The sequence below is a fragment of the Luteimonas sp. Soil_C_5 genome (assembly GCF_057656615.1).
The window spans coordinates 136,903-162,222 of record NZ_JBDGKA010000001.1 but is presented as its reverse complement, the minus strand read 5'-3'; the positions used below and the strand labels follow the sequence as shown (position 1 = coordinate 162,222).

The window sequence follows — 25,320 nt, the reverse complement described above, 5'->3', positions numbered from 1 at the left end:
CATCGAACCCGACCTCGCTACACTCGTGGGAATTGCCGCAGGGAGACAGCGCATGTCCGTTCCGCTCACGACGCCCGCCATGCTAACCGACCGGCACCGTGAGGCCTTGTCGTCGGCGCAGGCGCAGGTCAATCGCATCGTGCTCGGCAAGCCGACCGCGGTGACGATGAGCTTCGTCGCGCTGCTGGCGGACGGCCATATTCTGATTGAGGATCTGCCGGGACTGGGCAAGACCACGCTCGCGCATGCGATCGCCGCGACCGTGGGCCTGGACTTCCAGCGCGTGCAGTTCACCTCCGACCTGTTGCCGTCGGATGTCGTGGGCGTGTCGGTCTACGACGGCGGCGCGCGCCGTTTCGAATTCCACGGCGGCCCGGTGTTCACCAACGTGCTGCTGGCCGACGAGATCAACCGCGCGCCGCCGCGCACGCAGAGCGCGCTGCTCGAGGCGATGGCCGAACACCAGGTCACCGTCGACGGCGTGACGCATGCCTTGCCGGATCCGTTCTTCGTCATCGCGACCCAGAATCCGGTCGATCTGTCGGGCACCTATCCCCTGCCCGATTCGCAGCTCGACCGCTTTCTGTTGCGGCTCAATCTGGGCTATCCGGATCGCGATGCCGAACGTGCGCTGCTGGCCGGCGAGGATCGCCGCTCGCTGATCTCGGGAATGATGCCCCTGCTCGGCGCCGACGATCTGCTGCAGCTGCGCCGCGCGGTGACCGCCATCCATGCGAGTCCCGCCCTGATCGACTACGTGCAGGCGCTGATGGCACGCAGCCGCCAGCATCCGGGCATCCGCGTGGGCCTGTCGCCACGCGCGGGTCTGGCGCTGCTGCGTGCGGCGCGCGCGCTCGCCCTGCTGCAGGGCCGCGATCACGCGCTGCCGGACGACGTGCAGCACCTGTTCCCGTTGATCGCGTCGCATCGACTGGTCGCCGATACCGATGCCGCCGATGGAGGCGACGCACTCGCTGCGTCGATCCTGCAGGCCGTTCCGGTCGACTGACCGCGCCGCACGATGCCAGTCCCTGCTGCCGGCCTGCGCCGCCGCATCGAATCCTGGGCGCGTCCGCGCCGTCCCGAAGCCCTGCCCGTCCGCCTGGACCGGCGCCGCATCTACATCCTGCCGACCGCATTCGGCTGGTTCGTCGTCCTGTTGCTGACGACGATGGCCATCGGCGCGCTGAACTACAACAACAATCCCGCGCTGCTGCTGTGCCTGCTGCTGATCGGCACCACGCTGTCCAGCCTGCTGTGGACGCAGCTGCAGCTGGGTGGGCTGGACATCCAGGCGGTCCACGGCGAACCGGTGGCGGCAGGCCGCGCGATGACGCTGCGCCTGCATGCCGTCGCCGCGCCGGGTCGCGCGCGACAGGGGCTTCTGGTCGAAGGCGGCGATGCCAGCGCGACGCTGACGCTGCACGACGCCCGCGGCGAGGCGGTGCTGCTGCTGGCCACCCAGCGTCGCGGCTGGCTGGACCTGCCGCGGCTGCGCATCTCGACCTCGCGCCCGTTCGGGCTGGCGCGCGCCTGGTCCTGGGTCTGGCCGCAGACACCGGTGCTGGTGTATCCCGCGCCGGAAGCGGCCGGCCCACCCTTGCCGATGGGCGGCGGTGACACCGCGCAGGCGCGCCTGCACGCGGCGGGCGACGACCTCCACCATCTGCGCGAGTGGCGCCAGGGCGATTCGCGTCGCGCGATTGCATGGAAGCCGTCCGCGCGTCGCGACGCCCTGATCGTGCGCGAGCTGGAACGCCCGCAGGGCGCCGACATCACGCTGGACTGGCCGCAGACGGCCGGGCTGGCGCACGAGGACCGCATCCGTCGCCTGGCGCGCTGGATCGACGAAGCGGAACGCGACGGCGTGCGCTACCGGCTCGCACTGCCGGGTCATCCGGCAATCGGGCCGGATCAAGGCCAGTCCCATCGCCACGCCTGCCTGCGCGCCCTCGCGCTGCTGCCGCAGGGGGGCTGATGGCGCGCCGCTCGATCGTTCTGGAAGATGCCGGCCGTATTCGCGTGCTGATCGCAGCGGCCGCCTGCCTGCTGCCACTGCTGCTGCAACTGCCTCCGCTGAGTGGCGCGGTGATCGCCGTGATCGGCGCCTTCGTTGCACTGGTGTCGGCGCGGCGCGTCGTGCCGGGCTGGTTGCGCGGCGTGCTCGCACTGACCCTGGTCGGCCTGGTGCTGGTGCAGACCGGCTTCTCGGTCGGACGCGACACGGGCTGCGCCCTGCTCGCGGCGATGCTCGCGATCAAACCCTCGGAACTGCGCACGCTGCGCGACGCGCGCAGCCTGCTGGGCTTCGCACTGTTCGCGCCGTTCGCGACGTTCCTGCTCGACGAAGGCCCGCTGTCGCTGGTGCTGGCCTTCGCCGGCGCGGTGCTCGTGCTGATGGCTTTGCTGCGGCTGTCGGAACAGGAATCCGGCCTCGCGGTCGCCGAAGGCAGCGACCGGACACGCCTGCGCACGGTGCTGCGCCTGATCGCGGTCGGCCTGCCGCTGGCGCTGGTGGCGTTCTGGCTGTTCCCGCGACTGGCGACGCCGCTGTGGGGCGTGCCGGAACTGTCGGCGGCGCGGCCCGGCCTGTCGGAGGAGATGTCGCCCGGCCAGTGGCTGGATCTGATCGCCGACGATTCGCCCGCGCTGCGCGCGACGTTCCGCGGCCCCGAGCCCGACACGCGCGACATGTACTGGCGCGGCCCGACGCTGACCGACTACGACGGCCGCACCTGGACCGCATCGCCCTGGCTGCGGCACATGCCACCGGCCGAGATCGAACGCGGTGCACCGGTGTGGGACTACGAGATCACCCTCGAACCCACCGAACGCAACCTGCTGGTCGCGCTGGAAATGCCGCTGGCCCTGCCCGACGGCATGCAGGCGTCACAGACCTGGACCCTGACCAGCCCGCGCCGGCTGGACCGCGTGACCCGGTGGCAGCTGCGGTCCTCGCCGCAGGCCGCGTTCGAGCGCGAGCTGCCGGACACGCTGCGCGCGCAGGCACTACGGCTGCCCGAAGGCTTCAATCCCCGCACCCGCGAGCTGGCCCGCCAATGGCGCGGCGAGACCGCTGACGACGGCGCGCTGGTGGATCGCGCGCTCGCCTGGATCCGCAGCGACTTCGCCTACACCCTCGACACGCCGCTGCCGGGACGCCATGCGGTCGACGAATTCCTGTTCGAACAGCGGGCGGGCTTCTGCGAGCATTTCAGTGCCGCCTTCGCGGTGCTGATGCGCGAGGCCGGCATTCCGGCGCGCGTGGTCACCGGCTACGTCGGCGGCTATCGCAACGCCTACGGCAACTACTGGATCGTGCGCCGCATGGACGCGCACGCCTGGGTCGAAGTCTGGCTGGCGGACCGCGGCTGGGTCCGCGTGGATCCGACGGCTGCGGTTGCGCCCGAGCGCATCTACGACACCCTCGAAGACCGCCTGGGCGCCGGTGGCGCTGCGGGCGGCGCGCTCGCCCCGATCCTGGACATCGGCGACTGGGCGCGTCGCGGCTGGAACGATCTCGTGCTCGGTTTCGATGCCGGTCGCCAGCAGGTGCTGCTGCAGCGGATCGGCGTGGAGCGCCTGGATCCGATGACGCTCGGCCTGCTGTTCGCGCTGTTCGCCGCGCTCGCCCTGGGCTGGATGCTGTGGCTGGTGGCGCGCAGCGAACGCGAACGCGACCCGCTGCTGCGCGCCTGGCACCGCCTCGGCCGGCGCTATGAGCGGCTGGGGCTCGCGCGCGATGCGCACGAACCCCCGATGGCCTGGGCCACGCGTGTGTCGACGACCCGCGGCGGTGCCGGCGCGCTCCTCGTCCTCACCCGCCGTTTCGTCGCGGCCCGCTACGCTGCGCGCCCATCCGACCCGACGCTGCCGCGCGACCTGCGCGCGCACCGCCCCGCCGAGGGAGCCCGAAACCGATGATCCGCGCACGCCTGTTGTCCGTCGCCGCGCTCGCCCTGCTGCTGGGCGCCTGCGCCTCGCAACCCAAGCCGCTGCAGGGTGGCTATTCGGAAGTACCCACACCGCACGCCGCCGTGCTCGGCGACTACACCGGCACCGCCGTGCGCTGGGGCGGCCGCATCGTCCAAGTGGAACCGCGCCCGGATGCAACCTGCTTCGAGATGATCGCCACCCGCCTGACCGCCGGTGGACGGCCGTACTGGGCGGCCGACGACACGAATGGCCGGTTCGTCGCCTGCCGCGCAGGCTTCTACGATCCCGCCGTGTTCGAGCGCAACCGCGAGGTCACGTTCACCGGACGCATCGCGGGTTACGACACGCGGCGCATCGGGGAGTACGACTACCGGTTCCCGCGCATCGATGCCGAAGTCGTCTACCTGTGGCCGGTACGCGAGCAGGTCGACGTGATCACGCGACCCGCGCCCTGGCCCTGGTGGGGATACTGGTGATTCGTGATTGGTGATTGGTGATTGGTGATTCGAAAAGGCTTGCTGCCGCGCCGCCACATCCAGCGTGGAGAGGCACCCGGCAACGTGCGGCGCTGCGACGTCAGGCCGCCGGCGTTCCGAAACGACCGAGCGGCGCGCCGGCCAGCAGATGCAGATGGATCCGGAACACCGTCTGTCCACCGTCTCCATTGCAGTTCATGACGATGCGGTAGCCGTCTTCGGCAAAGCCTTGCGCCTTCGCATACTGCGCCGCGGCCGATGCGAGGCGACCGACGATCTCCGGCGCATCGGCCGGCACGTCGTTGAGCGTGGCGTAATCCTGCTTGGGCACGAACAGCACATGCACCGGCGCCTGCGGCGCGATGTCGCGGAACGCGATCAGGTACGCATCCTCGTAGACGATGTCGGCCGGGATCTCGCGTTGGATGATCTTGTGGAAGAGGGTCATGGAAAGGCCGTGATTCGTGATTCGTGATTCGTGAAAGCATACTCCGACGACCTGCCGGCCCACGCTCTTCCAATCACGAATCACCAATTACCAATTACTGCTTTCAAACCACTTCGCTGCGGCTGCCGAACGCATGCGACAGCGTGCCGCGATCGACGTATTCCAGCTCGCCGCCCAGCGGCAGGCCATGCGCCGGCCGGCTTGGACGTACGTCGTGCTGGCGGGCGATCTGCGCGAGGTAGTGCGCGGTCGCTTCACCTTCGACGGTGGGATTGGTCGCGATGATCAGCTCGCGTACCTCGCCCTCGGCCAGACGCGCGGCCAACACATCGAGCCCCAGCTCGCGCGGGCCGATGCCGTCGAGCGGACTCAGGCGACCCTGCAGCACGAAATACAGCCCACGGAAGCCGGTGGCCTGCTCGATCACCAGCCGGTCGGCGGGCGATTCGACGATGCACAGCAGTTGCACGTCACGCGCGGCGCTGCTGCAGGTCGGGCATACGGGCGTTTCGCTGAAATCGCGGCAGCGCGCGCAATGGCCGATCTTCTCGACCGCCTCGGCCAGCGCCGTCGCCAGGCGCGCACCGCCCTCGCGCCCGCGTTCGAGCACGTGGTAGGCCATGCGCTGCGCGGATTTCTGCCCGACACCGGGCAGCACGCGGAACGCATCGATCAGTTGTTCGAGCAGCGAGGACATCGGGAATACGACGGGTGACCGGTGATTCGTGAAATCCGGATACGGAGGACTCCGCTTTCACGAATCCCGAGTCACCGTTCCTGGCGCTTCAGAACGGCATCTTCATGCCGGGCGGCAGCTGCATGCCCGCCGTGGCACCGGCCATGCGCGTCTTGGATTCCTCGTCGATCTTGTTCGACGCATCATTGAAGGCGGCTGCGACCAGATCTTCGGCCATCTCGGGATCCGTCAGCACGCTCGGATCGATGCGCACCTTGCGGCATTCCTTGGTGCCGGTCAGGGTGACGCTGACCATGCCGCCGCCGGCGCTGCCGGTGACTTCGAGGGCCGCGATGTCCTGCTGCACGCGCTGCATGTCTTCCTGCATCTTCTGCGCCTGCTGCATCAGCTGGGCAATGTTTCCACGCATCAGTTGAATCCTTGTTCGTCAAAGGGGCGGATGGAATCCGGCACGAGCTTCGCGCCCTGCTGCGACATCAGCCGCTGCACGTCCGGATCGGAAAGAAAAGCCTGCTCGGCCGACGATTGGCGCGTCTCTCTCGCGCGCGCATTGCGCTCGTGCAAGGTGGGCGCGGCGGCTTCAGGCGCGGCCTCGAAACGGATCTGCGGCGCCCGGCCGAACGGCGCGACCAGCGCATCGGTCAGCTGCTGCACCATGATCGGCGCCTTCAGATGTTCGTCGGATTCCGGCAGGGCCAGGCGCAACACGTCGCCGTCGAAGGCGACGAAGGCCGCACTGGCCGCCAGTTCGCGGACCGGACCACGCAGCGGCAGGTCCGCGACGAGGTCGAGCCACTGGTCGGCATCCAGCGTACGCACAGCCGACGCCGAAGGCGCGTCCGTGCGGACATCATCGGCCGGCGCTGCGCGGCGCGGCATGTCGATACCGCGGGCCGGCGCAGGATCCATCGCGTCCGGCGATTCCGCGACCGGCGCGGCAGCTGACGCCATCGGCGGTGCAGACGGTGCCGGGGGCAGTGCCGGTGCGACAGGCGCGGAGGTCGCGATGACCGGTGCCGCCTGCGGTGCAACGGCAACCCGGGGCGCCGCCGGACGCGCTGCAGCAGCGTCATCGACGGGCCCGCCGGCCAACGCCGCGCGCGCGGCGGCGGGGCCGCTCGGACGCGCCTGTGTGCCGCCACCGGACGCGGCCGCTGCGCCGCCGCCTTCGGCCGGACGGAACGCGAGCATCCGCAGCACGGTCATCTCGAACCCCGAACGCGGGCTCGGCGACAGCGGCAGGTCGCGACGGCCGTTGAGCGCCATCTGGTACCACAGCTGCACGATTTCGGGCCGTGCGGCGCCGGCCAGCGCGTCGAGGTCCAGACCGTCGGATTCGACGCCGACCTCGGGCACCAGCTGGCGGATCTGGATCCGGTGCAGAGCCTCGGCCAGCGCATCTAGCACGCCGGACCAGTCAGGCGAGAATTCGGCCAGGGCCGCGACTTCGGTCATCAGGCGCGGCCCGTCGCCTTCGGCCAATGCCGACAGCAGATTGCCCACGCGTGTGCGGTCGACAGTGCCGAGCATCGTCGCCACGGCGGCGTCGCCGAGCGCACCGCCCTCGCCGCCCGCGCCGGTATAGGCGATGGCCTGGTCGAGCAGCGACAGTCCGTCGCGCAGGCTGCCATCAGCGGCCTTGGACAACTGGCGGATCGCACCGCTTTCCACCGCGATGCCTTCGGCTTCGAGGATCCGGGTCATCTGACCCTGGATCTGTTGCTCGTCGAGCCGCTTGAGGTTGAACTGCAGGCAGCGCGACAACACGGTGACCGGCAGCTTCTGCGGGTCGGTCGTCGCCAGCAGGAACTTCACGTGCCCCGGCGGCTCTTCCAGCGTCTTGAGCAGCGCGTTGAACGCCGACTTGGACAGCATGTGCACTTCGTCGATCAGGTAGACCTTCACCCGGCCGCGCGAGGGCATGTACTGCGCGTTGTCGATCAGCTCGCGCACGTCGTCGACGCCGGTGTTGCTGGCGGCGTCGATCTCCAGCAGATCGATGTAGCGACCGGCGTCGATCGCCAGACAGGTTTCGCACGCGCCGCAGGGATCGGACGAAGTGCCGGTCTCGCAGTTCAGGCTCTTGGCGAAGATGCGCGCGATCGTGGTCTTGCCCACACCGCGGGTGCCGGTGAACAGGAAGGCGTGATGGACGCGGCCGGTTTCCAGCGCATTGGTCAGCGCACGGACCACGTGCTCCTGCCCGACAAGCTCGGCAAACCGCTTGGGGCGCCACTTGCGGGCGAGGACGAGATAGGACATCGGCCTATTCTGCCATGCCCGTCCAGGTTCCTTGTGACCGGTCGCAGGCCCGGATAGAATGGCCGGCCCGCAGTCCAATGCGGCGGTCGCGCGCAGGGTTCCATCGGGCGCGATGCAGGTCCCGGAGAGGTGTCCGAGTGGTTGAAGGAGCACGCCTGGAAAGTGTGTAAGCGTCTAAACCGCGCTTCGGGGGTTCGAATCCCCCTCTCTCCGCCAATACCAGCGTAGGCTGCTGATGAAAAAGCCACCCGACGGGTGGCTTTTTCGTGTCCGGGTTCCGGCGGGGCTCACCGGCCCCGGTCCACTGCTCAGTGATAGCCCGCATCGGCCGCGACCTTGCCGCGGAACACGCGGTAGGACCACGCGGTGTAGCCGAGGATCAGCGGCAGCAGTACCACCAGGCCGCCGAGGACGAACATCTGCGACGACGGCGGCGACGCCGCCTCCCAGATGCTCAGCGACGGCGGCACGATGTTCGGCCACATGCCCAGCACCAATCCGAGAAATCCCAGTCCGAAGAAGCTCAGCGTCAGCAGGAACGGGCGCGCATCGCGGCCTTCGCGCATTGCCGCGCGCCACAGCCAGATGGCGTTGACGAGTGCGAGCACCGGCACCGGCGACAGCCACCAGAAATTCCCGTCCTCGAACCAGCGCGACATGATCTCGGAATCCAGAAACGGCAGCCACGCGCTGACCAGCCCCATGAAGGCGGCGACGACCAGCACCAGCGGTCGGGTCAGCGTGCGCGCCATCTGTTGCAGCCGGCCTTCGGTCTTGAGGATCAGCCAGCCGCTGCCGAGCAGCGCGTAGCCGAATACCACCGCCGCGCCGGTCAGCATCGAAAACGGACTGAACCAGTCCAGCGCACCGCCGGCATACTTGCCCTCCTCCAGCGCCATGCCTTCGACCAGCGCGCCGAGGATCACGCCCTGCGCGAACGCGGCCAGCAGCGAACCCAGCGCGAACGCGACGCCCCAGAAGCGCTTGCCGCGCTGCGCCTTGAAGCGGAATTCGAACGCGACGCCGCGGAACACCAGTGCGATCAGCATCAGCAGCACCGGCAGATACAGCGCCGACATTACGATCGCGTAGGCGCGCGGGAACGCCGCCAGCAGGCCGGCACCGCCGAGTACCAGCCAGGTCTCGTTGCCGTCCCAGATCGGCGCGGCGGTGGTCATCATGTGGTCGAGCTGATCGCTGTCTTCGGCGAACGGCGCGAGCACGCCCAGGCCCAGCACGAAGCCGTCCAGCAGCACGTACATCAGCACGCCGAAGCCGATCACGCCGAACCAGATCACCGGCAGCACGGTCTGCAGGTCGAACTCCATCAGTCGTCTCCCACCGGGCCGTCGGCCGCCGAGATCGGCCGCATCGGCGTACGTTCGCCGTCGTCGTGATCCGGGCCATCGTCGATGGGCTGCGGGCCCTTGCGGATCATCTTGAGGATGTAACCGCCACCGGCGCCGAACACCACCGCGTAGGCGATGAAGAATGCGCTGAGCGAAATGATCACGCTGGTGCGGTCGATGTCGCTGACCGCATCCGCGGTGCGCAGCAGCCCCTGGATCGCCCAGGGCTGTCGGCCGATCTCGACGACGAACCAGCCTGCCAGCACGGCGATGAAGCCGCTCGGCGCCATCAGCCGCCAGGTGTTGAGCAGCCACTTCGATTCGAACAGCCAGCGCCGGCGCCACGCCCACAGCGAGACGACCGTGAGCAGCAGCATCGCCATGCCGATGCCGACCATGACCCGGAACGCGTAGAACACCGGCGCCACCGGCGGCCGCTCGTCGCGCGGCACCGCGGTCAGCGGCGCAATCGTGCCGTCCCAGCTATGGGTCAGGATCACGCTGCCAAGCCGCGGAATCGCGATCTCGAAATCGTTGCGCTCTTCCTCGACGTTCGGCACCGCGAACAGCACCAGCGGCACGCCTTCGCCGGGTGCGCTCTCGTGCCAGTGCGCTTCCATTGCCGCGAGCTTGACCGGCTGCATCTCACCGGTCTTCAGGCCATGCAGATCGCCGACGAAGATCTGCAGCGGGACGGTGATTGCGGCGAACGCTACCGAGAGCTTGAGCATCCGTGTCGCCGCGTCGACGTGTTCGCCGCGGCGCAGATACCAGGCCGCCACGCCGCCGATGACGAAACACGTGGTGATGAACGCCGCCAGCGCCATGTGCGCCAGCCGATACGGAAACGAGGGATTGAAGATGATCGCCATCCAGTCGGCCGGATGGAACACGCCGTCGATCAGCTCATAGCCCGCCGGCGTGTGCAGCCAGCTGTTGGCCGAGAGGATCCAGAACGTCGAGATCAGCGTGCCCACTGCGACCAGGCACGTCGACAGGAAATGCAGCTTCTCCGACACCCGCCCCCAGCCGAACAGCATCACGCCGAGGAAGCTTGCCTCGAGGAAGAACGCCGTGAGCACCTCGTAACTCAGCAGCGGCCCGAGGATATTGCCGGCCGCGATGCTCAGCGCCGACCAGTTGGTACCGAACTGGAAGCTCATGACGATGCCCGACACCACGCCCATGCCGAAGGACACGGCGAAGATCCGCATCCAGAAGAAATACAGCTCGCGCCACACCGGATCACGCGTGCGCAGCCAGCGGAACTCGAGAAACGCGAGCCAGCTCGACAGGCCGATCGTGAACGCGGGAAACAGCACATGGAACGAGATCACGAATCCGAACTGGATCCGTGAAAGCAGCAGGGCATCCACTCGGCGTCCTTGGGTCGCAGCTCCGGCTACGGTGCCTGCGGTGACGTGAATTCTCCGTCGGCCGTCGCGGCTTGACGATGCGACCGAAGGTCGCGCGGGTGAGCCGGACGCGATCGGTAGACGGGCTGTCCACCGCGCAGCGGGATGCGCCGATGCACGCCCGCAGACATCGCCACTGCGCGGCGGACGGCAGGCCCTCGCTTCAGTCCTCGAGCACGCGCGCCGCCGGCAGGACGATCGCGCAGTGCAGCCCATCGCCGGTGAGGTCGAACCGCGTGCGCGCCTGCAGCTGGTAGGGCAGCGCCCGTTCGATCAGCTCGCGGCCCTGTCCGCCCTGCCCCTCCAGGCGACGACCGGCATCAAGCGCCGGCATCGTGACCCCGGATTCGCGCCATTCGATGTGCAGCATGCGTTCGGCGCTGCCGTCCTCGCGCGCCAGCCACCAGCGGATCGCGAGCGTGCCCGGCCACCCCAGGGCGCCGTACTTCACCGCGTTCGTGGTCAGCTCGTGCAGCGCCATCGCCAGCGGCTGGATGCTCTGCAGGCGTAGATTGAGATTCCGCGGACCGTGCAGCGTGATCCGGTGTCCCGGCACGACACCATGCGCCGACAGTTCTTCGGTGATCAGGCCGTCCAGCGCCACCGGCTCGCTTTCGTCCAGGCGCGACAGCGCGCTCTGCACCCGGGCCAGCGCATCCAGGCGGATGTTGAAGCGCTCGCGGAAATCCTCGAAGTCCCGGCTGCCGTCCATGGTCCGGCCGGCGATGGCGCTGACCAGACCGAGCAGATTGCGCGTGCGGTGCTGCAGTTCGGCCACCAGGATGCGCTGCCCTTCCTGCAGCCGGCGCAGGTCGTCGACATCCGTCGACGTGCCCAGCCATTCGACGATCGAGCCGTCGTCCAGCCGCACCGGTGAGGCGCGGGTCTGGAACCAGGCGTAGCGACGAAGCCCCGGATTGCTCAGACGATGCTCCACTTCGAATACGCCCGTGCGCATGGCATCCGACCAGCGCGCCAGGGTCGACGCGCGGTCGTCGGGATGCACGGCGTCCAGCCAGCCGAAACCGAGCGCGGCCGATGCGTCTTCTCCGGTCATCGCCTGCCATTGCGGACTGGACCAGGTCCAGCGCCCGTCCTCGCGCGCCCGCCACACCAGTTGCGGGATGCCGTTGAGCAGACTGTGCAGGCGCGATTCGCTGGCGTGGCGGGCGGCCTCGGCAGTCTTGCGTGCGGAGATGTCGATGCTCATGCCGACCCACTTGAGACAGGCGCCATTGGCATCGCGGACGGGGCCGGCGCGCAGGTTCGTCCACGGCTCACCGCCCGTGCGTCGGGCGAGGCGGACATCGACATCGAAAACGCCGCCTGTGGCCAGGGTGTCCTGCCAGCCAAGACGCGCGCCCTCGCGATCGTCGGGATGGATCACGTCCAGCCAGCCGTCGCCCGCGCGCGCCGCGGCGTCCTGCCCGGTCAGCGCATGCCAGGACGCGGACTCGCCGCGTGCGGCGCCATCACTGTCGAGCTCCCAGGTGGCCTGGGCGATGCCTTCGATGAGGGTGCGTGCACGCTGCTCGCTTTCCAGCAGCGCCTGCTCGGCGCGACGCCGGTCGGTCAAATCGACCGTGACGACCAGCAGACTGACGTGCTGCCCCGGCAGGCCGGGCAATCGCGTCGCGGTGCTGCGCGCCCAGACGGTGTGGCCGTCCGCAACGCAGTAGCGCTTGTCGATCGAACGCGGCACGCCGTCCGCGGCCACGCGGTGGATCAGCGCAGCGCTCGCGTCGACGTCGTCCGGATGCGTCACGTCCGTCACACGCAGCGCCGACAGAGCCTGCTCGCTTCGTCCAAGCAGACTGCACAGCGTGCGATTCACGCGCACGAAGCGACCATCGGCATCGATCTCGCAGAGACCGACGCCTGCATGCGCGAAGGTCGCACCCAACCTCGATGCGACAGCGGCGGCCGCGGACGCCGCGCCTGCGTGGGAGGTTTCCATCGCTGGAGTCTGCGCCCTGCAGGACGCCCTGCAGTGAATCCGTTACCGCAGGCGTCAGGCCTCGAGCTGTCCGGCCAGCGCCGCTGCCAGATGATCGACGTCCACCGGCTTCAGGCAATGCGGGACATCCTTGAATCTCGGGGGCAGCAGCTCGCGGTCGTAACCGGAGACGAAGACCAGCGGAATGCCCCGCGCCAGCACCGCGTCGGCCACGCGGTCCGCGCGCTCGCCGTCCAGATTGCCGTCCAGCACCACCGCGTCGAGCGCATCGCTGCTCCGGAGGAGGCGCAGTGCATCGTCGACCGTGCCGCAGGGCCCCAGCAGCTGCACGCCGCGATCGCACAGCAGGCTGCCCAGCGCGTTCGCCAGCAGGTAGTCATCCTCCACGAGGAGAATGCGCCGACCGGCCAGCAGGGCCGGGTCCGGATGTGGCGTCGTCATGCGGGCTCCTGTGTGCGCGATCTCCGACGCGCATTGTGGACGGCGCGCCCGCGGGATTCGTCACGCGCTGCAGGCAACGCTGAAGTGGGTTGACTGTCGGGCGCCGCAGCAGCTGACAGATGCGTAGACGCGTGCCTGCCGCCATCAAAGCGTGATGTGGAGCGCGATGGACATTCGCATCCCACACCGGCATCAGAAGCAACGCGTGATGTCGGGGATGCGGTCGCAGGCGCTGCGTCCTGTGTTGTCCTGGCATCCAGAACGTCGATCGTCCATGGGCACTGCCGCTCGGGTCGGCACCATCGGTCACCGCCCCACCCTGCACATTTCGCACGCTCGGACTCTCTCTTCGGCAACAGGGTCACGTGCACGGAACGGGCCGGCATCTCCAATCGCCCTCCTCACTCCCTTGCGATGACACCCATGGCGATCAAGACGCTGGAAGACCTGTTCGTGCACGAGATTTCGGACACCCATTCCGCCGAGCGCCAGATGCACAAGGCCCTGCCCCGGCTCATTCGCGCGGTGGAATCGCCGGAACTCGCCGCCGCCTTCCAGACCCACCACGAACAGACCACCGTGCAGATCGAGCGGCTCGACCAGATCGTCGAACTGCTGGGCATCCGCCTGAAACGCATTCGCTGCGCCGCCATGGAAGGCCTGGTCGAGGAAAGCAAGGAAGTCATCGACTCGATCGAGAAAGGCGCGCTGCGCGATGCGGCGCTGGTCGGCGGCGCACAGAAGGTGGAGCACTACGAGATCGCGTCCTACGGCACGCTGTGCGCGCTGGCCAAGCAGCTCGGCTACACCGATGCGATTCCGCTGCTGGAACAGACGCTGGAAGAAGAGAAGTCGACCGACGCCCTGCTCACGGTCATCGCCGAGTCCGGCGGCAACCAGCGCGCCGCGGAGGCCTGAGTCAGATCGCGCCCTGTCCGGGACGTGACAGGGCGTGTTTTCGCAGGTCGGGCTCGCGTGCCCGAAGTGATCCTAGAAGGACGTGCCGCAACTCCAGCGGATGCGGACGCCGCGAACGGGCGACTGTCATTCGCCTTGGCCTTTACCGGCTGAGACATCCTTCTCGCGGCATAGACCCCTGCGTTTCAGATCTGCATGACCGACCTCCGCGCCATTCAACCGGCGATGCCGGAGGCTTTTCGCGTGCGTGCACTCCGGACGCTCGACACACGTGTGGATGCGACGACGGATTTGCACGGCCTGCGTACTTCTGCGCGCGTCCACTTCGCGAGCGCGTGATCGGCCGGATGGTCTCGTGACGCGGTCACCACCGCAGTCCGCGATGTCGCCCCGCGCACATCACGGCGCGCCCTCGTTTCGGGACGCGCGGTTCGCGACCACCCCACCCAATCCGATCAAGGCAGGTGTTGCATGTTCATGCACAACAAGCGGCTGCAGTACACGGTGCGCGTCCAGGAATCGAATCCGCAGCTGGCCACGCTGATGCTGGAACAGTTCGGCGGTCCGCAGGGCGAGCTGGCAGCGGCCATGCGCTATTTCACCCAGGCGCTCGCGGAAGACGACGCAGGCCGCAAGGATCTGCTGTTCGACATCGCGACCGAAGAACTGAGCCACCTCGAGATCATCGGCTCCATCATCACCATGCTCAACAAGGGCGCCAAGGGCGAACTGGCCGAGGGCATGGAGGAGATGGCGGAAATGCGTCTGCTCACCGGCAACAGCACCAGCCAGACGCAGGCCATCCTCTACGGCAATGGTCCGGCGCTGGTGAATTCGAGCGGCGTGCCGTGGTCGGCTGCCTACATCGATTCGATCGGCGAACCCACCGCGGACCTGCGCTCCAACATTGCCGCGGAGGCGCGCGCGAAGATCGTCTACGAACGTCTGATCACCGTGACCACCGACCCCGGCATCAAGGACGCGCTGACGTTTCTGATGACGCGTGAGGTCGCGCACCAGAAGTCGTTCGAGAAGGCGCTCTACGCCATTACCGACAACTTTCCGCCGGGCAAGCTGCCGGGCGATCTGGCGTTCACCGATATCTATTTCAACATGTCGGAAGGCAGTGATGTCACCGGACCGTGGAACGACGGCGACCTGTGGGAGCGTGTCGAGGATCGGGATGCGCAAGCCGCGGTGGATGGCGGCGACGGCACTGCATCGGTCGGCCTCACCGAAACGGAATCGGCTGCGCTGGACGCCTTCTCGGCGCGCACGGCGTCGCTGTCGGACATCGACCCCTTGACCGGTGCCGAGCTTGGCGCCGGCCCGGGCGCCGGCGCCGTCCGCACCGCCCGCTGATCCGCATCCCCCGTCGAGGGCGCGACGCGCCCTGGCGGGTCCGTTGCACCAGTCCCGCCATCGATGGATGCACGGGGCGCCGTGATGGCACCACAGACGCCGGGCAGCACTGTCCGGCGTTCTCGTTGCCCGGGATTTCCGGAATCTGCCGCGTTGCATGCCGAAGGGGCACGCATCCGGATCATCGTTTCGACGCCAATCGCGCGGGCCCGCGGATCGCGCATGCACGTCTGCACCGCCGGTCCCGCAATCGGTTCCCGCTGACGACGGGACCCCACGTCATGCACCCGCGACGCCATCGCGACGCCGCGCACTGCACGTGGAGGCGCGCCGCATGCGGTCATTTCAATGCGTGCACAAAGCGCAGGGTGGACGCGCTGAAACGGCGCAGCACTCGCCCATGGTTCACCGCGACGCGACCACTGTGCGCACTCGCTCCTTACCCGATGGACTGCCCATGAAAACCCTCCACATCGTGACCCTGATCCTCGTGATCGTCGGCGGTATCAACTGGGGCCTGGTCGGCGCCGCCCAGTTCGATCTCGTGGCTGCGATCTTCGGCGGTCAGGCATCGCCCGGCGCGCGCCTGATTTACGTCCTCGTCGGACTGTCCGCGTTGTGGCAGCTGATCGCCCTGTTCCGCCCCGAAGCGCACGACCTGCGTTCGCCGCGCGTCCGCTGAGTCCGATCTGCGCACGCATGACGCGCCTGCGTCGTGCGTGCGTTTTGTTGAACGGTCGCGGCGCGTGCCTCCCGCATCCGCGTGCCGCCGTCCATCGCACGCGACGCGCCTGCGCCAGGCGTAAGGCATCACGACGTGATCGAGGACACGGCCTGCATCGCAGCCGATCCGCCAGGTCACGGATCAATTCCCCGGGACGGCTGCCGGCCGTTCCGCTCCCTGCTGGAGAACACACGATGAAAGCACTCACCTATCACGGCACCCGCGATGTCCGGGTTGAAACCGTCCCCGATCCCGTCCTGCGCGACGCCGATGACATCCTGCTGCGCGTCACCGCGACGGCGATCTGCGGCTCGGATCTGCACCTGTACCGCGGCAAGATTCCGGAACTCCATGATGGCGACATCCTGGGGCACGAGTTCATGGGCGTGGTCGAGGAGATCGGCCCGGACGTGACCAGCGTGCGCAAGGGCGATCGCGTGGTGATTCCGTTCGTCATCGCCTGCGGTGACTGCTTCCACTGCCAGTTGTCGGAATTCGCCTCCTGCGAGACCACCAACACCGGTCAGGGCGCCGCATTGAACCGCAAGGGTCTGCGCCCGCCAGCGGCCCTGTTCGGCTTCAGTCATCTCTACGGCGGCATCGCCGGGGGACAGGCCGAATTCGTGCGCGTGCCCAAGGCCAATGTGGGACCGTTGGTGATCCCCGATGTTCTGGACGACGAGCAGGTGCTGTTCCTCTCCGACATCCTGCCCACGGGCTATCAGGCCGTGCTCAATGCCCGGGTTACCGAAGGCTCGACGGTCGCAATCTTCGGCGCAGGACCGGTCGGCCTGATGGCGGCCGCGTGTTGTCGCATGCTGGGCGCCGAGCGCATCTTCATGGTCGATCGCTATCAGTACCGCCTGGATTTCGCCCAGCAGACCTACGGCGTGATTCCGGTGAATTTCGAAGAGATCGACGATCCGGCCGAGTTCATCGTCTCGCAGACCAAGGGCCGCGGCGCGGACGCGTCGATCGATGCGGTCGGCTTCGAGGCCAAGGGCAGCCGCGCCGACACGCTGATGACCGGCCTGAAACTCGAGACCAGCAGCGGCGCGGCGATCCGCCAGTGCATCGCGGCGACGCGGCGTGCGGGCACGGTCAGCGTGCCGGGCGTGTACGCAGGCTTCATCCACGCCTTCATGCTGGGCGACGCGTTCGACAAGGGCCTGACCTTCAAGATGGGCCAGACCGATGTGCAGCGCTACATGCCCGAACTGCTCAACCGGATCGGCGACGGCACGCTGCACCCGGAGACGATCATCTCCCACCGCATGTCACTGGCGGACGCGGCGCGCGGCTACGAGCTCTTCGACGGCAAGGACGAGAGCGACGCCTGCCGCAAGGTCGTGCTGACACCCTGACGGCGATCGCGGGGCCAGCCCGGACATGGCGATGGCCCCGCCGACTGACCTCGGCGCCCGCATCGATCGATACCGTTGCTGCCTTCCGGCCCTGGCGGGATTTTCAATCTAGCGTCGCGAGGGGCCGACGGGGCCACCATGGAGTTGTCGCATCGGGACCTGCCCGCGGGTTTCACACCCGCCCGCTTCGGCTGCGGGACGCGGAGTCTAGCAGGACGACGGCGGCGCGCCTATGCCGTCGTGGATCTCAGGGCGCGCCCACGCGTTCGACCTCGGGCATCCCGTCCTGCTGGCTGAACCGGAATGCATAGGACAGCCGCACGGCCGTCGGCGTTTCCACGACGTCGGGCGACTGGCAGGGATCGTCTCCCGCATAGCCGTCCGGCGCGACGCACAGCAGCGCCGGGGCATAGGTCCAGTTCCGCACAGCCGCCAGCGCCGCATCGGCGAAGGGCGCGATGGGCAAGTCTTCGGGAGCGGCGCAGTCGCCATCGGTCCGGGCCGCTGCAGCCGACACCCTCCCCGTCGCATCGATGGCCGCGTCGACGCAGACGATGACCGGGCGCCAGCGGTGCGCGAGCTGGGCGGATGGATACGCGGGCAGCGCCGCGTCCGCATCGAGATTGGGATGGATGAAGCGCCGCGCGGGATCGGCGGCCATGCGACGCGCGTCTGCCGGCGGCGCGATGAGCGACGCGCCCACCGCGCCCTGCGGCACACGCGCAACCTCCACATCGTGCCCGCTCGGCGGCAGCGTCGTGGCGCAGCCCGCCAGCAGGATCATGCAGGCGACGCACGCAGTCAGACGACTCACGGTGCTGCCACGTCCGGCACCAGCGCGAGCGCATCGGGCTCACGTCCGGTCGACCAGTAGTCGACGACGCGCCACGTCGCCGTGTCGATCACGGCCACGCGATCGGCTCCGCTGATCGCGACATACGCACGGGCAGCGACGGGATCGACCACGGCGCCGATCGGCAGCGCGCCACGGCCCAGCATCGTGTCCTGCAACGCGGCGTCGGGCGGCGTCAGCGGCACGGTAGCGACCGTCGTGCGCGTTGCGACATCGAACACCGACAGCGTGGCCGCGGTCGCATTGGTGACCAGCGCGTGTCGCCCGTCGGGCGTGAACACGACGCGGATCGGAAACCCGGCGCTGGGCAGCGTGGCGACGATGTCGAGGCTGTCGGCGTCGTGCACGGTCACCGTGTCGTCGGCGCGATTGGTCACCCAGACGCGGCCGTCGGACGCCACGGCGATGCCCTCGGCGCCTGCGCCGGCAGGCCGCTCTGCCGTCGCCTGCATCGTGGCGAGGTCGACGCGCACCACGCTGCCCGCGCGGATCTTGCTGACGTAGGCCGCGGCCCCGTCGTTCGAGACGGCAACCATATGCCCGACGCCCTCGCCCACCTCGGCCACGCCAGCGACGACGCCGCGACGCGGATCCACGCGCAACAGGCTTGCACTGGCCTCGGTGGTCACCAGCGCATCGCCGCCGGCCAGCAGCTGCAGGCCGTGCGGGCGGCCGTGCGAGCCGAGATCGACGGTGCGCGTGCCGCCGTCGACCAGATCGATGACGGTGAGACTGTGATTCGCGTCGGCATGGCCGTAGGTGGTGACGATCGCGCTGCGGCCATCAGCGGAGACGGCAATCTCGTGCGGCGCCGGACCGGTCGCGTAGGCCGCCAGCTTGTTGCCCGAGGCCGTATCGATGGCCCAGACCGTATCGGCGGACTTGTTGCCCACCAGCAGCCGCGACTGCGCCTGCGCGCCGAAGACCACTGCCATCAGCAGTGCCGAAGCGACAACGCGCCTCATGCGCCCTCGCCCGTCGTGCCGCGCGTCGAATCCGGATGCAGCCAGCCGGCGTCGCCGTCGGCGTAGCGCTCGTGCTTCCAGATCGGCACGCGATCCTTGATCTCGTCGATGATGTAACGGCAGGCATCGAAGGCCGCGCCGCGATGGGCTGCGCTCACGCCGACCCACACCGCCATCTCGCCGATCGCCAGATCGCCGATGCGATGCACGCACACCGCGGCACAGAGATCGAAGCGCTCGCGCGCTTCGGCCAGGACCTTCGCGCCTTCGGCCTCGGCCAGGGCGACATACGATTCGTAGCGCAGGCCCAGCACCGGGCGGCCTTCGTTGTGATCGCGCACCCAGCCTTCGAAGCTTGCGAACGCGCCTGCGCGGTCGTGTTCGAGACGTCGGCGCAGCGGCGCCAGATCGACCGGCGCATCGGCCAGCCAGAACATGCGGTCGTCCATTTCAGCCTCCGCTGACAGGGGGAATAAAGGCGATCTCGCTGCCCTCGCGCAGCGCGTCGTCCCAGCGTGCGAACGCGCCGTCGACCGCCACGCGCAGACGGTCGACCGGCAACGCGAACCCGTGTAGCGCCTGCACTTCCGCGTACAGCGCGCGCAGGTCGCCTGCCGTGGTGTCGCGGGATTCGCCGTCCATGCCCGCGCGATCGCGCAGGCTGGCGAAATACAGCAGACGGACGCCGGTCATCGCTTGGATTCCTGTTTCGGGACCTTGCGGCTGCCGGTGGTCGCCGGGGCGGCGATGGTGCCGACATCGCGCTTGCCGCCACGCTTGCCGACCAGCTTCGCCGGGCCCAGCACGATCGCGTGCGACAGCGCCTTGCACATGTCGTAGACGGTCAGCGCGGCCACGGTCGCGCCGGTCAGCGCTTCCATCTCGACGCCGGTGCGATGCGTGGTCTTGACCGTGCATTCGATGCGCAGCTCGCGCTCGCCCTGCCAGTTGATCGCGATCGCGATGCCGTCGATCGGCAGCGGATGGCAGAACGGAATGAGTTCGTGCGTGCGCTTCACCGCCATCGTGCCGGCGATGATCGCGGTGTCGACGATGCCGCCCTTCGCGCTCTTCAACCCGTTGGCGTGCAGCTGCGCGGCGACGTCCGCGGGAAAGCGCACGCGGCATTCGGCGCTCGCGACGCGCGCGGTGGTGGTCTTTGCGGAGACATCGACCATGGTCGGGCGGCCAGCGGCATCGATGTGGGTCAGCGCCGGTTTCGCTGGAGATTTCGTACGGGCCATGCGCTCGGGTCGTGACTGCGGAACGCGGATGGTACCGGGGCCGATCTGAAGTGGCCCGCGACAGGCTGGGTTCCCTACCGGAATCCAGGCCGAGACATCCGCGAATCGATCACGAGAAATGCGGACGGCGTGTCGCAGCTCACCCCGTCATTCCTCCGTCCGTCATTCCTGCGCACACCGGGCTTTCAGCAGCGGAGTGGCTGGTCACCCGGTGTCTGATCGCGGGCTCCGCAACAGATCGATGACCTTGCAAGCTGGCGGCACGTCACTGGATTGCGGCGTTCGCCGGAATGACGAGCGGGAGCGTGCAAGGCGCGCATCGACACTCGCCACGTCGGAAGAACTCAGCCACCCACCAGAAACATCTCGACGTGCTTGCGCGGCGCGCGTCCGCTGCCGCGCAGTTCGCTGTAGCGGTCGGCGCGGCGTGTCCACAGTTCGGACAGCCGGGTGGAGAACGCGGCCTCGCCTTCGGCCAGCCAGCTGCGCATCGGCTGGCCGTTGCCCGAGAACAGGCAGGTGTAGAGACTTCCATCGGCCGACACGCGGGCGCGCTGACAGTCGCCGCAGAACGGCGCAGTGACCGAGCTGATGAAGCCGATCTCGCCGGCGCCGTCCGCGAAGGCATGGCGCTCGGCCACTTCGCCGCGGTAATGCGCATCCAGTGCCTGCAGCGGCCAGCGGGCATCGATGCGGGCATGCAGTTCGCGCGACGGCACGACGCGTGCGCGGTCCCAGCCGTTGCAGGTGCCGACGTCCATGTATTCGATGAAGCGCAGCACATGCCCGCTGCCGCGAAAATGCGCGGCCATGCGTTCGACTTCGTGATCGTTGATCCCGCGCTGGACGACGCAGTTGAACTTGATCGCGCCGAATCCGGCGCGTTCCGCGGCGTCGATGCCGGCCAGCACGTCGTCGATCTCGCCGCGGCCACCCGACAGTTGCCGGAACAGCGCGGGGTCCAGCGCGTCGAGACTGATCGTCAAACGCTGCAGTCCGGCATCGCGCAGCGCCTGCGCGTGCCGCGCGAGCAGCGAGGCGTTGGTGGTCATGGCCAGATCTTCGATACCCGGCACCTTGGCCAGACGCTCGATCAGCGCCGGCAGGCCCTTGCGCAGCAGCGGCTCGCCGCCGGTCAGGCGCAGCTTGTGCATGCCCAGTCGCGCAAAGCCGCGCACCAGCGTTTCGATCTCGTCGAAGGACAGCCGCCCCGCCTGGTCGAAGCCGTAGTCGTCGGGCACGCGATCGGCCGGCATGCAGTAGCCGCAGCGGAAATTGCAGGCTTCGATGACCGACAGGCGCAGATCGTGCAGCGGGCGCCCCAGGCGGTCGAGCGGTGCCCGGGGCAGATGTGGCAGGGCGCTCATGCGACGAAAGCCTGCGCCCGCGCCGGTGGACGCAGTGCGAAACGCGTGCCGGGACGCGCCACGCGCTGGCCGCGTGCTTCCAGTGCGGCGCCATCAGCTTCGGACGCGTAGTGATAGAGCACGCAGCGCGCGAGCAGATCGCGCGGGTACTCGCGCTCCAGATCGTCGATCCCGCTGTGCGAGGGATTGCCATGCAGGCCGCAGTCGTGGGCGACGAGTTCGTCCCGGTCGGCGAAGCGCGCCAGCATCTCAGGGATAGGTCGCGTGTCGCCGCTCCACACCAGGCTGCCCGGCAGGCGCAAACCGTATGCGGTCTGCGGCCAGTGGTGACGCACCGGGAACACCTCCAGGCGCACGCCGTCGTGCCAGAACGCATCGCCGACCGGAATCAGCTGGAAGGCATCCCAGAAGTTCGCACCGCCTTCGGCCAGCACGTTCGGATAGTCGCCCACCCGCTGGTGCAGCAGCGGCACGACCGGCGCCGGCACGTAGACCGGCAGGCGACCGCGGCGCGCAGGATCGAAGTAACGGTCGACGAACAGGCGCTCGAAGCCGGCGACGTGATCCAGATGCACATGGGTCACGAACAGCGCGCGTGGCGCCTCGCCGTAATGATCGAGATACGCGGTCAGGCCTTCGGCGCCGCAGTCGATCGTCAGCCACGGCGCACCGCCCTGCTCGATCGTGGCCATCGGTGAGCCCAGCGCCACTGCCGACGCGTTGCCGACGCCGTGGAAGCGCAGCCCCCAGTCGAGCGGCTGCGCCATCAGGTGCCCCGGCTCCACAGGGTGTCGTAGGACCGGCGCAGGCGGGCGAAGTCCGCAGCCACAGCCTCCGGCGTACGGGCGCCACGCAGTTTCAGCAGCGATCGCTCCAGCCGGGCCAGATTGCCCATGCGCCAGCGGGTCTCGGGAATCCGCAGGCGGCCGCGGTCGAGATCGATCAGCCAGCCCTTGCCCAGCGAATCGAACAGGATGTTGTGGGCGTTGAGGTCCGCATGGTCGAGGCCCGCGCGATGGAAGCGCGCGATCAGGCGCCCGGTCTGTTCCCACGGCGCATCGGCCGGCGCCTCGGCCACCAGATCGGCCAGCGAGCGCACGTCGGGCAGCCGTTCAATGAGGATCCACGCGCGGTAGGTCAATCCACGGCGCAGGTAGCTGGCGGCGATCGGCTCGGGCACCGGCAGGTCGCGTCGCAGCAACTCGCGCAGCAGCCGGTACTCGACGAAGCTGCGCACGTGCGGAGTACCGCGCCACAGGTGCAGGTCGCGGTTGACCCGGCCGACCATGCCGCCACGCAGGTACTGGCGCAGCACGCAGGGCCCGTGCGAGGCATCGATGAACCACGCACCGCCGCGTCCGCTGCCTTCGATGCGCTGCGCGCGGTCGCCCCACAGGGCCGGATCGAACCAGCGGGGATCGGCTTGCCGCAGCTGCGTGCCGTCGAACAGAATGGCGCCGTAGTCACCCGCGCGACCGGCTGCCGGAATCGGCGTCAGGCTCTCGCTGGGGTCGAATCTGTTCATCCAGCGAGTCTATCAAGCCTTGACGCCTGTCCCGCCCGGTTCCGCCGTGTCCGCGCCTGCTTTCAGGCCCCGTTCGATCTGCCTGTTGCGGCTGTCGGCGCTCGGCGACGTGACCCATGTCCTGCCGCTGATCGCGACGTTGCGGCGTGCGTGGCCCGATGTCGCGCTGACCTGGCTCATCGGCAAGGGCGAAGCGCGCCTGCTGGACGGCCTGCCCGACGTCGACCTCGTGGTCTACGACAAGAAGAGCGGCCTGGCCGGCATGCGCGCTGCGCGTCGCGAGCTCGGGACCCGGCTGGGCGAGGCGCGCCGCTTCGATGCGCTGCTGCAGATGCAGGTGGCCGCGCGCGCGAACCTGCTGTCGGGCTTCGTGCCTGCACGCCGGCGCGTGGGCTACGACCGCGCGCGGTCGAAGGATCTGCACGGGCTGTTCGTCAACGAACGCATCCCGGACCGGCCGGGCATCCACGTGCTCGATGCGATCGGCAGCTTCTGCGAGCCGCTCGGCCTGCGCCAGGACCGCGTGGAATGGGATCTGCCGGTGCCCGACGACGCCCATGCCTGGGCCGCCTCGCAGTGGCCCGACGACGGCCAGCCGGTGCTGATGATCTCGCCGTGTTCCAGCCATGTGCGCCGCAACTGGATGCCCGACCGCTACGCGGCGCTGGCCGACCATGCCGCGCACGCGGGCTGGCGCATCGTGCTGTGCGGCGGACGCAGCGCGCTGGAGCGCGAGACCACCGATGCGATCCTGGCGGCGATGACGGCGCCCGCGCTCGACCTGGTCGGCAAGGACACGCTGAAACAGCTGCCCGCCCTGCTCGCCCGCGCGCAGCTGCTGGTCACGCCGGACTCGGGCCCGATGCACATCGCCAACGCGATGGGCACGAAGGTCCTGGGCCTGCACGCGGCCAGCAATCCCGAGCGCAGCGGTCCCTATTCCGACCGCCGGTTCTGCGTGGACCGCTACGACGCCGCCGCGCGCCGCTTCCTCGGCAAGCCGGGCGCAGCCCTCAAGTGGGGCACCAAGATCGAATTCGACGACGTCATGTCGCTGGTGACCGTCGACGATGCGATCGCCGCGTTCGAGCGGCGGCGCGCCGACCTGGGCCTGGTGCGGTGACGCCGTTCGTCGCCGGTGTGATCGCGTCGCTGGTGGGCGCGATCGTCGGCGGCGCGGTCAGCTGGCTGCTCAACCGGCAGCTGCATGCGCAGCAGCTGGAACGGCTGCGCACCGAATACAAGACCGAGTTCGCAGCCGAAGACACCGCGCGGCACTTCCTCGGCCACAAGGGCTATACCGACCGCTCGTTCGACGTCCTGCGCAAGCACCTGGGCGGTTACGAGGACGACGAACTGCGGCGGATCCTCGTCCGCGCCGGCGCCGTGCGGACGTTCCGCGACGACGGCAGCGAGTGGTGGCGGCTGCTCAGCCGCATGGACGAGTACATCGAGCACAAGGCCGGCACGCGCCGGCCGTGATTGCCGTCGGCTTCAGGGCGCGGCCGCGCCGCTGGCGTAATCCTCGTACGACTTCTCTTCCACGTACGCGGACCCGAGCGCCAGATTGATCTCCTTCTTGATCCGCGCGCGGCCGTCGTTCTCGAAGTAGACGCTGCGCGCCAAGCGCACGAATTCGTCGTCGAAGGCCTGCGCCTTCTCCTTCAGGCGGATGTCGTCCTCGATCACCCAGAGGCGTTCGTTGACCGCCTTCAGCTCCGCGCGCAGGCGGACGATGTCGTGGCCCGCTGCCGGGTGCGCCATCCAGGTGCTCTCCAGCGCGGTCAGCTCGGCGCGCACGTTGGCGAGCTTGGCCTCGTCGTGCATCCGCTCGGACTTGATCTGCAGGATCGAGATCTTGTCCAGCAGCTCACCGAAGGACACGGGCACGGAAATTTCGGACATGGGCAACCTGACGACGTCGAAGTGGCCCGACAGTGTAATGCCGACCGCTTGTCGCCCGCGCGGGCGCCCCGTATGATTGCGCCCCCGGAGCCGCCCAGCGGTCCTGCGGGAA

At 68.8% G+C, this 25,320-nt stretch carries 27 protein-coding genes, 1 tRNA gene and 1 other RNA gene; 11 read left to right on the top strand and 18 right to left on the bottom strand.

Going from position 1 to position 25,320, the window contains the following annotated elements; genetic code table 11:
- Positions 1–52: 52 nt before the first annotated feature.
- The 4 genes from AC3A5K_RS00785 to AC3A5K_RS00770 are packed head-to-tail and all read left to right on the top strand — an operon-like array spanning position 53 to position 4,412.
- On the top strand, positions 53–1,009 hold the full coding sequence (locus AC3A5K_RS00785; RefSeq protein ID WP_487615610.1) for an AAA family ATPase: 957 nt from the start codon (positions 53–55) through the stop codon (positions 1,007–1,009).
- A 12-nt stretch (positions 1,010–1,021) separates the two neighbouring features.
- Positions 1,022–1,978 (top strand): DUF58 domain-containing protein, encoded by a 957-nt coding sequence (locus AC3A5K_RS00780; protein WP_487615609.1) that lies wholly within the window; start codon positions 1,022–1,024, stop codon positions 1,976–1,978.
- Positions 1,978–3,924: a transglutaminase TgpA family protein gene (locus AC3A5K_RS00775; RefSeq protein ID WP_487615608.1), complete on the top strand. Its 1,947-nt coding sequence runs from the start codon at positions 1,978–1,980 to the stop codon at positions 3,922–3,924. The genes AC3A5K_RS00780 and AC3A5K_RS00775 overlap by 1 nt, the downstream gene beginning before the upstream one ends.
- On the top strand, positions 3,924–4,412 hold the full coding sequence (locus tag AC3A5K_RS00770; RefSeq protein ID WP_487616283.1) for a Slp family lipoprotein: 489 nt from the start codon (positions 3,924–3,926) through the stop codon (positions 4,410–4,412). Before AC3A5K_RS00775 ends, AC3A5K_RS00770 begins: the two co-directional genes overlap by 1 nt.
- A 100-nt stretch (positions 4,413–4,512) precedes the next feature.
- On the opposite strand, the gene AC3A5K_RS00765 is transcribed toward AC3A5K_RS00770, so the two are convergent.
- The 4 genes from AC3A5K_RS00765 to dnaX form a co-directional block, all read right to left on the bottom strand.
- The gene (locus tag AC3A5K_RS00765) at positions 4,513–4,860 is read right to left on the bottom strand and encodes a histidine triad nucleotide-binding protein (RefSeq protein WP_487615607.1); all 348 of its coding nucleotides are present in this window, start codon (positions 4,858–4,860) and stop codon (positions 4,513–4,515) included.
- A 103-nt stretch (positions 4,861–4,963) separates the two neighbouring features.
- Positions 4,964–5,557, bottom strand: a complete 594-nt coding sequence (recR, locus tag AC3A5K_RS00760; RefSeq protein WP_487615606.1) for a recombination mediator RecR — start codon at positions 5,555–5,557, stop codon at positions 4,964–4,966.
- Between the two features lie 88 nt (positions 5,558–5,645).
- Positions 5,646–5,966: a YbaB/EbfC family nucleoid-associated protein gene (locus AC3A5K_RS00755; protein ID WP_487615605.1), complete on the bottom strand. Its 321-nt coding sequence runs from the start codon at positions 5,964–5,966 to the stop codon at positions 5,646–5,648.
- The gene (gene dnaX, locus AC3A5K_RS00750) at positions 5,966–7,819 is read right to left on the bottom strand and encodes a DNA polymerase III subunit gamma/tau (protein WP_487615604.1); all 1,854 of its coding nucleotides are present in this window, start codon (positions 7,817–7,819) and stop codon (positions 5,966–5,968) included. The genes AC3A5K_RS00755 and dnaX overlap by 1 nt, the downstream gene beginning before the upstream one ends.
- Positions 7,820–7,942: 123 nt before the next feature.
- On the opposite strand from dnaX, the gene AC3A5K_RS00745 reads away from it, so the two are divergent.
- Positions 7,943–8,035, top strand: a tRNA-Ser gene (locus tag AC3A5K_RS00745).
- A 92-nt stretch (positions 8,036–8,127) separates the two neighbouring features.
- Here the strand turns inward: AC3A5K_RS00745 and cydB are convergent.
- The 4 genes from cydB to AC3A5K_RS00725 all read right to left on the bottom strand — a co-directional run bounded on the left by cydB (position 8,128) and on the right by AC3A5K_RS00725 (position 12,981).
- Positions 8,128–9,147: a cytochrome d ubiquinol oxidase subunit II gene (gene cydB, locus AC3A5K_RS00740; RefSeq protein WP_487615603.1), complete on the bottom strand. Its 1,020-nt coding sequence runs from the start codon at positions 9,145–9,147 to the stop codon at positions 8,128–8,130.
- Positions 9,147–10,544, bottom strand: a complete 1,398-nt coding sequence (locus tag AC3A5K_RS00735; protein WP_487615602.1) for a cytochrome ubiquinol oxidase subunit I — start codon at positions 10,542–10,544, stop codon at positions 9,147–9,149. The genes cydB and AC3A5K_RS00735 overlap by 1 nt, the downstream gene beginning before the upstream one ends.
- Positions 10,545–10,746: 202 nt before the next feature.
- A complete protein-coding gene (locus AC3A5K_RS00730) occupies positions 10,747–12,540 on the bottom strand; it encodes a PAS domain S-box protein (RefSeq protein ID WP_487615601.1) in 1,794 nt (597 codons plus the stop codon).
- Between the two features lie 54 nt (positions 12,541–12,594).
- Positions 12,595–12,981: a response regulator gene (locus AC3A5K_RS00725; protein WP_487615600.1), complete on the bottom strand. Its 387-nt coding sequence runs from the start codon at positions 12,979–12,981 to the stop codon at positions 12,595–12,597.
- 423 nt (positions 12,982–13,404) lie between these two features.
- On the opposite strand from AC3A5K_RS00725, the gene AC3A5K_RS00720 reads away from it, so the two are divergent.
- The 4 genes from AC3A5K_RS00720 to AC3A5K_RS00705 all read left to right on the top strand — a co-directional run bounded on the left by AC3A5K_RS00720 (position 13,405) and on the right by AC3A5K_RS00705 (position 17,349).
- A complete protein-coding gene (locus AC3A5K_RS00720; protein WP_487615599.1) occupies positions 13,405–13,899 on the top strand; it encodes a YciE/YciF ferroxidase family protein in 495 nt (164 codons plus the stop codon).
- A 471-nt stretch (positions 13,900–14,370) separates the two neighbouring features.
- On the top strand, positions 14,371–15,261 hold the full coding sequence (locus tag AC3A5K_RS00715) for a manganese catalase family protein (protein ID WP_487615598.1): 891 nt from the start codon (positions 14,371–14,373) through the stop codon (positions 15,259–15,261).
- A gap of 457 nt (positions 15,262–15,718) precedes the next feature.
- Entirely contained in the window at positions 15,719–15,943 is a 225-nt protein-coding gene (locus AC3A5K_RS00710; protein ID WP_487615597.1) for a DUF378 domain-containing protein, read from the top strand.
- A 236-nt stretch (positions 15,944–16,179) separates the two neighbouring features.
- Positions 16,180–17,349 (top strand): zinc-dependent alcohol dehydrogenase, encoded by a 1,170-nt coding sequence (locus tag AC3A5K_RS00705; RefSeq protein ID WP_487615596.1) that lies wholly within the window; start codon positions 16,180–16,182, stop codon positions 17,347–17,349.
- A gap of 34 nt (positions 17,350–17,383) precedes the next feature.
- On the opposite strand, the gene ffs is transcribed toward AC3A5K_RS00705, so the two are convergent.
- The 9 genes from ffs to AC3A5K_RS00660 all read right to left on the bottom strand — a co-directional run bounded on the left by ffs (position 17,384) and on the right by AC3A5K_RS00660 (position 23,303).
- Positions 17,384–17,480: signal recognition particle sRNA small type (gene ffs / locus AC3A5K_RS00700), an RNA gene on the bottom strand.
- Positions 17,481–17,596: 116 nt separating this feature from the next.
- Positions 17,597–18,163 (bottom strand): hypothetical protein, encoded by a 567-nt coding sequence (locus AC3A5K_RS00695; RefSeq protein ID WP_487615595.1) that lies wholly within the window; start codon positions 18,161–18,163, stop codon positions 17,597–17,599.
- The gene (locus AC3A5K_RS00690) at positions 18,160–19,167 is read right to left on the bottom strand and encodes a cytochrome D1 domain-containing protein (protein WP_487615594.1); all 1,008 of its coding nucleotides are present in this window, start codon (positions 19,165–19,167) and stop codon (positions 18,160–18,162) included. Before AC3A5K_RS00690 ends, AC3A5K_RS00695 begins: the two co-directional genes overlap by 4 nt.
- A complete protein-coding gene (locus AC3A5K_RS00685) occupies positions 19,164–19,604 on the bottom strand; it encodes a molybdenum cofactor biosynthesis protein MoaE (protein WP_487616282.1) in 441 nt (146 codons plus the stop codon). The genes AC3A5K_RS00690 and AC3A5K_RS00685 overlap by 4 nt, the downstream gene beginning before the upstream one ends.
- A gap of 13 nt (positions 19,605–19,617) precedes the next feature.
- On the bottom strand, positions 19,618–19,860 hold the full coding sequence (locus tag AC3A5K_RS00680) for a MoaD/ThiS family protein (RefSeq protein ID WP_487615593.1): 243 nt from the start codon (positions 19,858–19,860) through the stop codon (positions 19,618–19,620).
- Complete coding sequence (gene moaC, locus AC3A5K_RS00675) at positions 19,857–20,411, bottom strand: cyclic pyranopterin monophosphate synthase MoaC (RefSeq protein WP_487615592.1); 555 nt, start codon at positions 20,409–20,411, stop codon at positions 19,857–19,859. The genes AC3A5K_RS00680 and moaC overlap by 4 nt, the downstream gene beginning before the upstream one ends.
- 344 nt (positions 20,412–20,755) lie before the next feature.
- Positions 20,756–21,778 carry a GTP 3',8-cyclase MoaA gene (moaA, locus tag AC3A5K_RS00670; RefSeq protein WP_487615591.1) on the bottom strand — a complete coding sequence of 341 codons (1,023 nt, stop codon included), beginning with the start codon at positions 21,776–21,778 and terminating at the stop codon, positions 20,756–20,758.
- Positions 21,775–22,545 carry an MBL fold metallo-hydrolase gene (locus AC3A5K_RS00665; RefSeq protein WP_487615590.1) on the bottom strand — a complete coding sequence of 257 codons (771 nt, stop codon included), beginning with the start codon at positions 22,543–22,545 and terminating at the stop codon, positions 21,775–21,777. Before AC3A5K_RS00665 ends, moaA begins: the two co-directional genes overlap by 4 nt.
- Positions 22,545–23,303, bottom strand: a complete 759-nt coding sequence (locus tag AC3A5K_RS00660) for a 3-deoxy-D-manno-octulosonic acid kinase (protein WP_487615589.1) — start codon at positions 23,301–23,303, stop codon at positions 22,545–22,547. Before AC3A5K_RS00660 ends, AC3A5K_RS00665 begins: the two co-directional genes overlap by 1 nt.
- Before the next feature lie 46 nt (positions 23,304–23,349).
- Here AC3A5K_RS00660 and AC3A5K_RS00655 point away from each other — a divergent pair, with 46 nt between their 5' ends.
- Together AC3A5K_RS00655 and AC3A5K_RS00650 are read left to right on the top strand one after the other, a co-directional pair.
- Positions 23,350–24,426 (top strand): glycosyltransferase family 9 protein, encoded by a 1,077-nt coding sequence (locus AC3A5K_RS00655; protein ID WP_487615588.1) that lies wholly within the window; start codon positions 23,350–23,352, stop codon positions 24,424–24,426.
- Entirely contained in the window at positions 24,423–24,785 is a 363-nt protein-coding gene (locus AC3A5K_RS00650) for a hypothetical protein (RefSeq protein WP_487615587.1), read from the top strand. Before AC3A5K_RS00655 ends, AC3A5K_RS00650 begins: the two co-directional genes overlap by 4 nt.
- A 12-nt stretch (positions 24,786–24,797) precedes the next feature.
- Here the strand turns inward: AC3A5K_RS00650 and AC3A5K_RS00645 are convergent, their stop codons facing one another.
- On the bottom strand, positions 24,798–25,208 hold the full coding sequence (locus AC3A5K_RS00645; RefSeq protein ID WP_487615586.1) for a DUF6165 family protein: 411 nt from the start codon (positions 25,206–25,208) through the stop codon (positions 24,798–24,800).
- Positions 25,209–25,320 lie beyond the last annotated feature (112 nt).